We start from the raw sequence: 12,616 nt of genomic DNA, 5'->3' as shown, positions 1-12,616 counted from the left end.
GATCGACACTTTACGGTAAGCCTTTCGGCACGTTGTCTCGGCTAGCGTGGACGGGTGGCTCGCACATCCCCGGTCATCCCCGCAACGACTCGGATCCTCAGCGGTATCGCCGCCGCGGCGGTGACCCTGGGCCTCAGCGCGCTGGTGGCGGCCCCCCTCGGCGCGTCCGCCGACGCCCGAAACGCCATCGGGTCCACCGTCATCGACCTCACGCCCGGCCCGGTGAAGGAATGGGCGATCCAGACCTTCGGCACCGCCGACAAGTTGTTCCTGACGGTGATGGTGCTGCTCATCATCGCCGTGCTGGCCGCCGTCGCCGGACTGCTCGAACGGCGCCGGCTGCCGATCGGCAGCGTGATGATCGCCGCGGCCGCCATCGCCGGGTGCGTCGCGGTGCTCTCCCGCGCGGGTTCGACGCCGGTCGACGTGATCCCCACCGCCGTCGGCGGCCTGGGCGGCATCCTCACACTGCGCTTCCTGACCTCCGGGCGGCTGACCGACGGGTCGGCCCATGAGGCCGCCGAGACCGATCCCGGTCGCCGGTTGTCGCTGGCCGCCCTCGGCCTGCTCGGACTGGGCGTACTCGGCACCGCAGTGGGCGCGATGTGGTCGCGCCGGGTGCATTCGGTGGCCGACGACCGCGCGGCATTCGCCCCACCGAAGGTGGCCAGGCCCGCACCGCCGGTCCCGCCGGGCGTCCAGCCGCCCGGTGTGGACGTGACCCCGTTCGTCACCGACAACGCGGACTTCTACCGCATCGACACCGCACTGAGCGTGCCGCAGCTGTCCCGGGATGCGTGGAGGCTGCGGATCCACGGCATGGTCGACGGCGAAAAGACCTTCAGCTTCGCCGATCTGGAGCAGTTCGAGCTCGTCGAACAGATGGTGACGCTGGCCTGCGTCTCCAATCCGGTCGGCGGTGACCTGGTGGGCAACGCGGTGTGGGGCGGCTACCGGATCCGCGACCTGCTGGCCGCGGCCGGGGTCTCCCCGGACGCCGACATGGTGCTCTCGGAGTCCAGCGACGGGTTCACGGCGGGCACCCCGATCGAGGCGATGACCGACGACCGGGACTCGCTGCTGGCCATCACCATGAACGGGCAACCGCTGCCGATCGAGCACGGCTATCCGGCGCGACTGGTGGTGCCCGGCCTCTACGGCTACGTCTCGGCCACCAAATGGGTGGTCGACCTGGAGCTGACGAGATTCGACCGGGCGCAGGGTTATTGGACGCCGCTGGGCTGGTCGGAACGCGGGCCCATCAAGACCCAGTCCCGGATCGACGTGCCGCGCAGCGGACAGGACGTCCCGGTCGGCCCGGTCCGGTTCGGCGGGGTGGCCTGGGCGCAGCCCCGCGGTGTGCGCGCGGTGGAGGTGCGTATCGACTCCCCCGCAGGAGAGGGTCCGTGGCAGCCGGCCACCCTCGGCGCCGCCTACTCCGACGACACCTGGCGGCTGTGGAGTTTCGACTGGCAGGCCGACGAGGCCGGACCGCACACCATCACGGTGCGCGCCACCGACAACACCGGCTATGTGCAGACCTCGGATTGGGCCAGTGTCATTCCCGACGGCGCCACCGGCCGGCACTCGGTGGACTTCGCCGTGGTCTAGTTCCAGCCACCTTCGTGACCATTGGTGAGGACTTTCGGCACTAGTAGCGTGTGCGCCCTCCGGAGCAGGCTGGGGGCCATGGAGGTGACCTTTCCCGACCGGCACACCATCGAGACGGTGCTGTCGTTGGCGACCCGCGCGCCGTCGATCCACAACTCGCAGCCCTGGCGGTGGTGCGTCGGCGCCGACCACATCGAACTGCACGCCGACCCCGAACGTGCTCTCCCCCAGGCAGATCCGGACTCGCGCGACCTGCTGCTCAGCTGCGGGGCCACGCTGCATCATGCCGTGATCGCGCTGGCCGCGCACGGCTGGCTCGCCCGGGTGCAGCGCTTTCCCGACCCGGGCCGGCCCGGACATCTGGCCACCATCACGGTTCGCCCGTCATCGGCCGCCGGCTCGGATGTGCCGCTGGCGGCGGCGATACCGCGGCGGCGCACCGATCGCCGCGTGTTCAGCGGCTGGCACGTTCCCGACGCCGACATCGCCGTGATGGGGGCCCGCGCCGCGCGGGCCGGTGTGATGCTGCGCCAGGTCGAGCGGCTGCCCGAACTCCAACAGATCGTCGCCGACGCGATCTGGCGGCACGCCAACGATCGTGAGTACCTTGCCGAACTATCCACCTGGAGTGGGCGTTACGCCTCACTGGCCGGGGTTCCGGCGCGCAGCACCCCGAAATCCGATCCCGGGGCCCGTATCCCGGGACGACTGTTCGCCGGACCGGTCCTGGCCCAGCCGGCCGACAGCACGCCCGAGCAGGACGCCGCCGCCGTCCTGGCGCTGGGCACCAAGGACGACAGCGCGCTGTCCCGGCTGCGTGCCGGGGAGGCGACCAGCCTGGTGTTGCTCACCGCGACGACGCTCGGGCTGGCCAGCTGCCCGGTCACCGAGCCGCTGGAGATCGACGAAACCCGGGCCGCGGTCCGCGACGACGTGTTCGGCGACAGCGGTCACCCGCAGATGCTGCTGCGGGTGGGCTGGGCGCCGGTGAACGCAGACCCGTTGCCGTCCACCCCGCGGCTGCCGTTGTCAGCCGTCGTCACCTGGTCCCCGCAGCTGAGCTGACTGCTCCAGTTTGGACGCGAAAACCGCTGCCTGCGTTCGGCGTTGCATGCCGAGCTTGGCCAACAGCCGCGACACGTAGTTCTTCACCGTCTTCTCCGCGAGAAACATCCGGGCCGCGATCTGACGATTGGTCAACCCCTCCGAGAGCAGGTGCAGCAGGGTCCTTTCCTGCTCGGTCAGCCCGGTCAGCGGGTCGTCCCGCTCCGCGGCGCCGCGCAGATTGGCCATCAGCGCGGCCGCGGCCCGGTTGTCCAGCAGCGATCGTCCCGCACCGACATCCTTGATGGCCTGGGCGAGCTCGAGACCCTTGATGTCCTTGATCACGAACCCGCTCGCCCCGGCCAGGATCGCGTCCAGCATCGCCTCATCGGAGGTGAAGGACGTCAGCATCAGACACCGCAGATCGGGCAGGTCCGAGAGCAGGTCGCGGCACAGCTCGATACCGTTGCCGTCGGGCAGCCGAACATCCAGCACCGCCACATCGGGCCGCGCGGTGGGAATTCTGGTCACCGCCTCGGCGACCGAACCGGCCTCACCGACCACCTCCAGATCGGGATCGGCGCCGAGCAGGTCGATCAGACCACGGCGCACGACCTCGTGATCGTCGACCAGGAACACCTTCACCACGGGCATGCCCCCATCATGGCCGGTGCCGATCACGAGCCGTATTGCGGCCCGGCGTCCTCGCGGAACTCCCGGCCGGTCATCCGGTCGGTGCGGATCCGGATGAAGTGGTCGCGGCGCCCCTGCACCCACGGCTCGATGAAGGTTCCGGCCACCGCCACCAGATCTTCGATGTCGGTGACCGGTTCGGCCTGCCCGACGACGGTGACGCTCCAGCCTTTGCGCAGGTCGGGATCGAGTTCGTCGGCCTCGAACGCCACCACCTGATGTGCGGTGGCCGCCTCCAGCTTCGGCCCACCCGCCACCCGGATCACCACATCGTCGTGCCACAGCCGGAAGTTGACCGGCTGGATCGCCGGCAGCGCGTCCTCGGTGAACACCAGCCGGCCGACCCGGACCTGCGCCAACCTGTCCAGGCACTGCCTGCGGTTGAGTACGTCGAGCTGCTGGCCGTGCGACATCGTCGTCACCTTTCCCTGGCGGCGTACGACCCGCGGGCGCGGGTCCCGCCTCGAGTGTGCGTCACCGCCGCGGCAGGCGGCAGGGTCGAAGGTCCCGACCTGGGACTCACCAGCCCCGTCGGTGCGGCCGGGATCCCACCAACTCGCCGCCGGCTGCGACGTCGCGGCTGCGGTAGACGATGTAGGGGCGGAACAGGTAGCCGATCGGTGCGCTGAACGCGTGCACCAGCCGGGTGAACGGCCACAGGCAGAACAGCACCATCGCGATACCGGCGTGGATGTGGAACTGCAGCGGCGCCTGCACCATCAGATCTCCGCGGGGTTGCAGGATCCAGATCGACCGGAACCACGGCGACACCGTCTCCCGGTAGTCGTACGCCGCCCCGTCCGGCGTCGCCCCCAGCAGCGTGCAGGCGAACCCGGCGACCATCGCCGCGACCAGTGCCAGATACATCACCTTGTCATTGAGGGTGGTCGCCATGAAGACCGGACCGCGGGTGCGCCGCCGGTAGATGAGCAGCGCGACACCGACCAGGGTCGCCACCCCCGCGATCGCACCCAGGATGACGGCCTGCAGGTGGTAGAAGTGCTCACTCATGACCCGGTCGGTCCACGACGCCGGAATCATCAATCCGATGATGTGCCCGATGAAGACGACGAGGATGCCGAAGTGGAACAGTGGGCTGCCGATCCGCAGCAGCCGCGATTCGTAGAGCTGCGACGAGCGGGTGGTCCAACCGAACTTGTCATAGCGGTAGCGCCACCAGGTGCCGACGATGACGATCGCCAGCGTCACGTAGGGCACCGTGTCCCAGAAGATCTCCCAACCCGACATGTCAGACCCCCTCCCCGACGCGGCGCGGCGGCACCGTCAGCTGGAATGGCTGCAGCCCAACGGCTTCCGACGGTGGTCCGGCGGACATCAGCCGAGTGACCGCGTCCTGGCCCGCGGCCGGCAGGGTGGCACTCACCGCCGCCACCGCATCGGCGTACGCAGACCCGGCCTCGGCCAGTGACCGGCGCAGCACGTCGATGGGCACCCGGTGCTCGGTGAGCAGCCGCCGCCCGGCCTGCGGGTCGACGGTGGCGGCGAACTCCAGCACCACCGGCAGATGGTCGGGTGCCTCGGCGGCGGGCGGTTCTACCCCGGCGGCCCGGTAGGCCTGGGCGAAAGCCAGCATCTGCACACCCCTGTTACGGGTGTCCCCGGCCGTCCAGAAGGTCAGCAGCAGGGTGTGCCGCCGGCTCAGGTCGAAGGTTTCCACATAGTCGCGCTGCGCGGACATGAAATCACGTTCGCGCAGCGCGGCGGCGGTCCGCCGCAATGCCGCGCCCCGCGCGTCGAGAAGGTGTCCCAGCAGCGCGTCGACGGTGTCCAGGCGCTCGGTCTGCTGCGCGTCCGGATACGCCAACAGCAGTGACGCGGCCTGCCATGTCAACCGATCCTGCAGGGGCTCGCGCCCGCGGGTGCGCCGGCTCATCGTCGGTCCGCGGGGAAGATGCCGGACGGCGTTCCCCGCCCGTCCCAGTTCAGCAGGTTCACCCGGGACGGCCGTTCGGCGTTGGCGGCCATCCCTTCGGTGGTCTGGCGGTTCTGCAGCGCGTGGAAGGTCTCCACCGCGACCGGTACCGGCCCGCCGCTGGCCTCGCCGAATGGCCCCGATTCATACATTCCCGGCCCGCCGTCGAAATCCAGTGAGCAACCAGGCTCCTCCGGGCCGTGGCCGTGAATTTGGCCCTGCGTACCGTACGCCGTCGGAATCACGTAGCGCTCTTCGTATTTGGCCAGTGCCAGCAGCCGGTACATGTCATACATCTGTTCCTCGCCCATGCCCACGGCCGCCGGGATGTCCGGCTGGGTATCCCGGCCCAGGTTGATGTCGCGCATATAGGACCGCATTGCGGCGAGCCGGCGCAGCACCCCGGCGACCACGTCGGTGTCCCCGGCGGTGAACAGCCCGGCCAGGTACTCGATCGGTATCCGCAACGCCTCCAACGCACCGAACAGGTTGCCGATGTCCTCGCCGTCGTGACCGTCCCTGCTGACGGCGTCCACCACCGGCGACAGCGGCGGCACGTACCAGACCATCGGCACCGTGCGGTACTCCGGATGCAACGGCAGCGCAACGCCATAGGTGTTAATCAGCTTGTAGACCGGAGAACGCTGCGCGGCCTCGATCCACTCGTCGGAGATGCCCTCGGCGCGGGCCGCGGCGATCACGCTCGGATCCGAGGGATCCAGCAGGATCCGCCGGTGCGCCTCGTAGAGATCCTTGTCGTCGGGCACCGACGCTGCCTCGGTCACCCGGTCCACGTCATAGAGCACCAGGCCGAGGTAGCGCAGACGCCCGACGCAGGTCTCCGAGCACACCGTCGGCAGTCCGACCTCGATGCGCGGATAGCACAGGGTGCATTTCTCGGCCTTGCCCGTCTTGTGGTTGAAATACATCTTCTTGTAGGGACATCCGGACACGCACATGCGCCAGCCGCGGCACCGGTCCTGATCGACGAGCACGATGCCGTCCTCGGAGCGTTTGTAGATCGCCCCGGACGGGCAGGACGCCACACACGACGGGTTCAGGCAGTGCTCGCAGATGCGCGGCAGATAGAACATGAAGGTCTGCTCGAGTTCCAGCCGGATGCGTTCGCTGACCTGCTTGAGCACCGGGTCGCCGGACAGGATCTCCGGCGAGCCGCCGAGGTCGTCATCCCATGCCGCCGACCAGGCCACCTTGGTCGGCTCACCGGTGATCAGGCTACGCGGCGGGGCGACCGGGATGTGCTCACCCAGCGGCGCCGAGGTGAGGTTCTCGTAGTCGTAGGTCCAGGGCTCGTAGTAGTCGTCGATCGACGGCATCTTCGGGTTGGCGAAGATACGGGCGAGTTTGGACAGCCGCCCGCCGTCGCGCAGCCGGAGCCGGCCCTTGCGGTCCCGTATCCAGCCCCCGCGCCAGCGCTCCTGATCCTCATAGGTGCGCGGATAACCCTGTCCTGGACGGGTTTCGACGTTGTTGAACCAGACGTACTCGGTGCCGGCACGGTTGGTCCAGGCCTGTTTGCAGGTGACCGAGCAGGTATGGCAGCCGATACATTTGTCGAGGTTCATCACCATCGCCAGCTGCGCCATGACTTTCATTGGTATCGCACCTCCTGTGACCGCCTGCGCACCACGGTCACCTCGTCACGTTGATTACCGGTCGGGCCGAGATAGTTGAAGGCAAAGCAATGCTGGGCGTAGCCGCCGGCCAGGTGGCTGGGTTTGATCAGCAGCCGGGTCAGTGAGTTGTGGATGCCGCCCCGGGTTCCGGTGGTCTCGGTCAGCGGCACATCGATGGTGCGTTCCTGAGCGTGGTAGACGAACACCACCCCTTCGGGCATCCGGTGGCTGACGATCGCGCGGCACACCAGTACCCCGTTGCGGTTCACCGCCTCCACCCAGTCGTTGTCCCGCACCGAGATCTTGTCCGCGTCAACCGGACTCATCCACATGGTGGGCCCGCCCCGGGACAGCGACAGCATCAACAGGTTGTCCTGATATTCGGAGTGGATCGACCACTTCGAATGCGGGGTCAGGTAGCGCACCGTCAAGCCCACCCCGTCGGAGCCCTGCCTGCCCAGCTGCGGTTCACCGAACAAGCGCGACATGTCCAACGGTGGACGATAGAGCGGCAGCTGCTCACCGAGTTCTTCCAGCCAGTCATGGTCGAGGTAGAAGTGCATGCGTCCGGTGAGGGTGTGGAAGGGTTTGAGTTCCTCGATGTTGACGGTGAACGGGGCGTAGCGCCGTCCACCGGTCTCGCTGCCCGACCATTCCGGGCTGGTGATCACCGGCACCGGCCGGGCTTGGGTGTCGGCATAGGTGATCCGACGCTCCTCACTGCCGGCGGCCAGGTGCGTCAGCCGGCGGCCGACCCGCCGTTCCAGCGCCCGGAACCCCTCCACCGCGAGCCGCCCGTTGGAGGTGCCCGAGAACGCGAGGATGACATCGGCCATCCGTTCGGCCGTGGTGATGGCCGGACGGCCCGCTGCGGCACCGGAATCCATCACACCGAACTTGCGGGCCAGCTCTTCGACCTCTTCGTCGGGATACGTCGTCACCCCCTTGGTGGTCAGCCCCAGAGTGTCGACCAGCGGGCCCAGGGCGGCCCACTTCTCGGCGATGGCGCCGTAGTCGCGTTCCACCACCGCCACCGGCCCCATCGTCTTGCCCGGCACCGGCACCTCGCCGGTGACGCGCCAGTCGTGCTCGGTCCCGGACGGATACGCCATCGCCCCCGGCGTATCGTGCTGCAGCGTGCCCAGCACCACATCGGTGCGCACGCCGAGATGTTCGGCGGCCAGCGTGCTGAACACCCGCGCGACCGCGCCGAACGCGTCGAAATCAGACCGCGTTTCCCACGGCGGGTCCACCGCGGGGCTGAATGCGTGGAGGTAGGGGTGCATGTCGGTGCTGGACAGGTCGGCCTTCTCATACCAGGTCGCCGCGGGCAGCACCACATCCGAAAGCAGCGTGGTGGAGGTCATCCGGAAGTCGATCGACATCAACATGTCGAGCTTGCCCTCCGGGATGTCCGGCCTCAGGGTGACACTCGCGGGCCGCACGGTGGAGGGTTCCCCCTGCACGTTCGAGGTGGTCCCCAGCAGGTGGCGTAGGAAGTACTCGTTGCCCTTGCTCGACGAGCCCAGCAGATTGGCCCGCCAGACACTGAGCACCCGGGGCCAGTTGGCCGGATCGTCGGGGTCGGTGACCGCCAGTTTGAGCCCACCGCCGGCCAATTGGTCGGCCACATACTCGGCCACATCCCGCCCGGCTGCCTTGGCCTCATCGGCCACATCCAGGCTGGACCGGTCGAACTGCGGGAAGAACGGGCTCCACCCCATGGCGTTGGCGGCGGTCAGCACATCCATGGTGTGCTTGCCGGCGAACCGGCCCCGGCCCAGCGGACTGGCCAGCGCGTCGGCGCGGTACCCGTCATAGCGCCACTGGTCGGTGTGCACGTACCAGTAGGAGGTTCCGGCCATCTGGCGCGGTGGCCGCGACCAGTCGGTGGCCATCGCCATGGTCGCCCAGCCGGTGACCGGTCGGCACTTTTCCTGGCCGACGTAATGCGCCCAGCCGCCACCGTTGCGGCCCATCGATCCGGTCAGCAGCAACAGCGCCAATACCGCACGGTAGGTCGCGTCACCGTGGAACCACTGGCAGATGCCGGCCCCCATGATGATCATCGACCGCCCGTGGGATTCCTGCGCGTTACGGGCCAACTCACGGGCCACCCGGATGGCCTGGGTGGCCGAGACACCGGTGATCTCCTCCTGCCAGGCCGGGGTGTGCGGCTGCTCGGCGTCGTCGTAACCGGTCGGCCAGATGCCGGGCAACCCGGGCCTGGCCACCCCGTACTGGGCGAGCATCAGATCGAACACCGTGCACACCAGATGCGTCCCGACGCGCCGCACCGGGACACCGCGTTCCATCGTCTCGCCGTGCCCGTCGGGGGTGTCGAAGCGGGGCAACCGGATTGCCGCGGTCTCCCCGCCCTCGGCGGCCACCGTCAAGGCGGGCACCAGGTTCTCCAGGTCCAGATTCCAGTCGCCGGCACCGCTGTCGCCGTACCGGAACCCCAACGAGCCCCGCGGGACGGCGACGGCGTCGCTGACGCCGTCCAGCAGCGCCGGCTTGAACGCCGCGTTCTCGGTGTCGTGGCCCAGGTCGGCCGCGGTGAGGTTCTTACCCGGCACCAGGAAGCCGTCCCGCTGCTCCAGCTTGACCAGGAACGGCAGGTCGGTGAACTTACGCACGTAGTCTTCGAAGAACGGGACACGGTTGTGCACAAAGGATTCCGAGAGGATCACGTGGCCCATCGCCATCGCCAGCGCTCCGTCGGTGCCGGCCGCGCAGGGCATCCATTCGTCGGCGAACTTGGTGTTGTCGGCGAAGTCGGGGCTGATGCTGACCACCTTGGTGCCGCGGTAACGCACCTCGGCCATCCAGTGTGCGTCCGGCGTGCGGGTGACCGGCACGTTGGAGCCCCACATCATCAGATACGCGGCGTCCCACCAGTCCCCGGACTCGGGTACGTCGGTCTGGTCGCCGAACACCTGCGGGGAAGCCACCGGTAGATCCGCGTACCAGTCGTAGAACGAGGTCATCACCCCGCCCAGCAGTTCGATGAATCGGGAGCCGGCCGCGTGCGACACCATCGACATCGCCGGGATCGGCGAGAAGCCGGCCACCCGGTCCGGCCCGTAGGTCTTGATCGCGTGTACGTGTGCGGCGGCGATCATCTCCGTGGCCTCGGCCCAGGTCACCCGGACCAGCCCGCCCTTTCCCCGGGCCTGTTGATACTGGCGCCGGCGTTGCGGGTCAGCCTGGATGTCCGCCCAGGCCAGCACCGGATCGTGCAGCCGGGCCCGGGCGTCCCGGTACATCTGCACCAGCACACCGCGGGCGTACGGGTAGCGCACCCGGGTGGGTGAATAGGTGTACCAGGAGAACGCCGCACCGCGCGGGCATCCACGGGGTTCGTATTCGGGCCGGTCAGCACCGACCGACGGATAGTCGGTTTCCTGAGTTTCCCAGGTGATGATGCCGTCCTTGACGTAGATCTTCCATGAGCACGACCCGGTGCAGTTGACTCCGTGGGTGGACCGCACCACCTTGTCGTGACTCCAGCGATCGCGGTAGAAGATGTCCCCTTCGCGTCCGCCTTGTCTGCTGACCGTACGCAGATCCTCGGAAATCGTTCCGGGCGTGAAGAATCGGCCGCTACGGGTGAGCAGCTCCTCGACGACACCACCGATGTGCGATTTGGTCACGACGGGCCTCCCTCGGCCGGTTTGGGTTCATAGGCGCGCAGGCGCAGGGCGGTGAAGAGCAGCGCGATCAGCGCGGTCACCACCAGCAGGCCCAGCCCGACCGAGTAGTCGTTGTCAACGGGGTCGTAGGTCGAGCCCATCACCAGCGGCGGAAAATACCCTCCCAAACCACCTGCCGCGGAGACGATTCCGGTGACCGATCCCACCGATTGGGCCGGTGAGCGGCGCGCCACCCAGGCGAACACCCCGCCGGTCCCGATCCCCAGGAAGACCGCCAGGGAGATGAAGGTCAGCGCCGACCAGAGATCCGGCGGCGGCTGCAACATCGCGATGCCCGACAGCACGGCGGTCCCACCGAACGAGGTCATCACCACATACTTGGGCGACACCCGGTCCGACAGCGCGCCGCCGATCGGCCGGGCCAGCACCGCGGCCAGGGCGAACCCGGCGGTGCGCGCACCGGCGTCGACGGCGGAAAAGTCGTAGATCGTCTTGATATAGGTCGGCAGGTAGTTGCTGAACGCGACGAACCCGCCGAACACGACGGCATAGAGGAACGACATCTCCCACGTGACCGGGAGTTTGAGCGCGGCCTTGAATTTGGGCAGCACCGGGTCGGTGTTCGGCCGGAAGTCCGCCGAGTCCCGCATCACGACCATGCACAGCACCGCCGTCACCGCCAGCGTCAACGCGACGACGACGTGCGTGGTGAGAAGACCGAACCAGCCGACGAACCGGGGGGTGAAGAACGCCGACAGCGCGGTGCCGACCATGCCCATGCCGAACACCCCGGTGGCGAAGCCGCGGCGAGCGGGCTCATACCAGTTGTTGGCGAACGGGATACCGACCGCGAAGATGGTGCCGGCGATGCCGAGAAAGAATCCACAGACCAGCAGCAGCGGGTAGGAGCCCGCCGTGCCGGCTGCCCCGACCGCCAGCACCGGCACTATCGAGGCCAGCGAGACCGCGATGAACATGGTGCGGCCACCGAACCGGTCGGTCAGGGACCCCACCACGATGCGGCCGAGCGAACCGACCAGGATGGGCGTCGCGACGAGCATCGAGGCCTCGGTGCTCGACAGCCGCATATCGCCGGCATAGGTGGTGGACAGCGGACCGATCATGTTCCAGGCCCAGAAGTTGATGGCCGACACCCAGGTGGCGAGCACGAGGTTCGCCGTACGGGTAGAGCCGGTGGTCGGCTCGATCGCCGCTTTCACACTTCCTAGCGAACCACCTGAAACGGCGGCTCAGCACGGTTTTGGACATCTTTGCGGCGCCCTGCAGAGGAGCGAATCAGCACGGATTTGCTGACGATGTCCGCATCGCAGACCATGCTCCCGGCGACGTGTTACTGCCGCCGGATCGGTTACTCTCCCGCGGGCCGGTTCACCGTCCGTTCGGCGGGGTGTCCAGGTGGACATGGCGCTGATCGACGGTGTCGGTGGTCGGGCCACTGATCGGCAGACTCTGCAGTTCCTCCGCGGTCACCTCCGGAAGCGTGGCGCACACGGCCGCGACGGCGTGGGCGTACGGCGATCGCACTTCGTCGAGCACCCGGCGCAGTGCCGCGATCGGCACCCGATGCTCGACCAGCAGCCGCCGACCGGCCTCGGGGTCGGCGTGCGCGGCGAACTCCAGCACCACGGCCAGATGATCGGGCATCGCCCCGCTGGGCATGGGCACGCCGGCCGCCCGGTAGGCATCCACGAACGCCTGCCGGTGCACCACGCGGTCACGGTTGTCCTCGGCCATCCAGTTGGTCAGCAGCAGCCCGCGCCGGCCCCCGGCTTCGAAGGTCAGCGCGTACGTCAGGATCGCGGTCTTGAGGTCGAGGCTGCGCAGCCCGGCGCCGGCCCGGCCCAGGGCCAGGGCGTACCCGCCGTCGAGATGCCCGAGCAGCTCCTCGACGGCCTTCAGCCGGGACAGATATAGGTCATCGGGCCGGACCAACAGCATCGCCGCGCCCTGCCACACCGTCCGGTGCTGCAGCCGGGCGGAGGGCCGACCGCGCCCACGGCCCCGTTTCATGAACGGCGCTC

At 68.5% G+C, this 12,616-nt stretch carries 10 protein-coding genes; 2 read left to right on the top strand and 8 right to left on the bottom strand.

Going from position 1 to position 12,616, the window contains the following annotated elements; genetic code table 11:
* Positions 1-54 precede the first annotated feature (54 nt).
* Together K0O62_RS10010 and K0O62_RS10005 are read left to right on the top strand one after the other, a co-directional pair.
* A complete protein-coding gene (locus K0O62_RS10010; RefSeq protein ID WP_079244203.1) occupies positions 55-1,611 on the top strand; it encodes a molybdopterin-dependent oxidoreductase in 1,557 nt (518 codons plus the stop codon).
* A 78-nt stretch (positions 1,612-1,689) separates the two neighbouring features.
* On the top strand, positions 1,690-2,676 hold the full coding sequence (locus K0O62_RS10005; protein ID WP_073855860.1) for an Acg family FMN-binding oxidoreductase: 987 nt from the start codon (positions 1,690-1,692) through the stop codon (positions 2,674-2,676).
* Here the strand turns inward: K0O62_RS10005 and K0O62_RS10000 are convergent.
* The 8 genes from K0O62_RS10000 to narJ (K0O62_RS09965) form a co-directional block, all read right to left on the bottom strand.
* The gene (locus K0O62_RS10000) at positions 2,641-3,303 is read right to left on the bottom strand and encodes a response regulator (protein WP_073856178.1); all 663 of its coding nucleotides are present in this window, start codon (positions 3,301-3,303) and stop codon (positions 2,641-2,643) included. The genes K0O62_RS10005 and K0O62_RS10000 overlap by 36 nt on opposite strands.
* A gap of 29 nt (positions 3,304-3,332) precedes the next feature.
* Positions 3,333-3,761 carry a pyridoxamine 5'-phosphate oxidase family protein gene (locus K0O62_RS09995; RefSeq protein WP_073855859.1) on the bottom strand — a complete coding sequence of 143 codons (429 nt, stop codon included), beginning with the start codon at positions 3,759-3,761 and terminating at the stop codon, positions 3,333-3,335.
* A 106-nt stretch (positions 3,762-3,867) separates the two neighbouring features.
* The gene (narI, locus tag K0O62_RS09990; protein ID WP_073855858.1) at positions 3,868-4,596 is read right to left on the bottom strand and encodes a respiratory nitrate reductase subunit gamma; all 729 of its coding nucleotides are present in this window, start codon (positions 4,594-4,596) and stop codon (positions 3,868-3,870) included.
* A 1-nt stretch (position 4,597) separates the two neighbouring features.
* Positions 4,598-5,242 (bottom strand): nitrate reductase molybdenum cofactor assembly chaperone, encoded by a 645-nt coding sequence (gene narJ / locus K0O62_RS09985; protein WP_073855857.1) that lies wholly within the window; start codon positions 5,240-5,242, stop codon positions 4,598-4,600.
* A complete protein-coding gene (narH, locus tag K0O62_RS09980; RefSeq protein WP_073855856.1) occupies positions 5,239-6,897 on the bottom strand; it encodes a nitrate reductase subunit beta in 1,659 nt (552 codons plus the stop codon). The genes narJ (K0O62_RS09985) and narH overlap by 4 nt, the downstream gene beginning before the upstream one ends.
* Complete coding sequence (locus K0O62_RS09975) at positions 6,894-10,574, bottom strand: nitrate reductase subunit alpha (protein WP_073855855.1); 3,681 nt, start codon at positions 10,572-10,574, stop codon at positions 6,894-6,896. The genes narH and K0O62_RS09975 overlap by 4 nt, the downstream gene beginning before the upstream one ends.
* Positions 10,571-11,794: a nitrate/nitrite transporter gene (locus tag K0O62_RS09970; protein WP_073855854.1), complete on the bottom strand. Its 1,224-nt coding sequence runs from the start codon at positions 11,792-11,794 to the stop codon at positions 10,571-10,573. The genes K0O62_RS09975 and K0O62_RS09970 overlap by 4 nt, the downstream gene beginning before the upstream one ends.
* Before the next feature lie 169 nt (positions 11,795-11,963).
* The gene (gene narJ / locus K0O62_RS09965) at positions 11,964-12,605 is read right to left on the bottom strand and encodes a nitrate reductase molybdenum cofactor assembly chaperone (RefSeq protein ID WP_073855853.1); all 642 of its coding nucleotides are present in this window, start codon (positions 12,603-12,605) and stop codon (positions 11,964-11,966) included.
* Positions 12,606-12,616: the final 11 nt, after the last annotated feature.

It is taken from the genome of Mycolicibacterium diernhoferi (genome assembly GCF_019456655.1).
GTDB lineage: Bacteria > Actinomycetota > Actinomycetes > Mycobacteriales > Mycobacteriaceae > Mycobacterium > Mycobacterium diernhoferi.
The sequence above is the reverse complement of the archived record's forward strand: the minus strand, read 5'-3'. Positions and strand labels throughout refer to the sequence as shown.

Excerpts from the sequence above, each read along its gene's own strand:
- K0O62_RS09995 (WP_073855859.1), bottom strand. The coding sequence starts at position 3,761 with ATGTCGCACGGCCAGCAGCTCGACGTACTCAACCGCAGGCAGTGCCTG.
- narI (WP_073855858.1), bottom strand. The coding sequence starts at position 4,596 with ATGTCGGGTTGGGAGATCTTCTGGGACACGGTGCCCTACGTGACGCTG.
- K0O62_RS10005 (WP_073855860.1), top strand. The coding sequence starts at position 1,690 with ATGGAGGTGACCTTTCCCGACCGGCACACCATCGAGACGGTGCTGTCG.
- narJ (WP_073855857.1), bottom strand. The coding sequence starts at position 5,242 with ATGAGCCGGCGCACCCGCGGGCGCGAGCCCCTGCAGGATCGGTTGACA.
- narJ (WP_073855853.1), bottom strand. The coding sequence starts at position 12,605 with ATGAAACGGGGCCGTGGGCGCGGTCGGCCCTCCGCCCGGCTGCAGCAC.
- narH (WP_073855856.1), bottom strand. The coding sequence starts at position 6,897 with ATGAAAGTCATGGCGCAGCTGGCGATGGTGATGAACCTCGACAAATGT.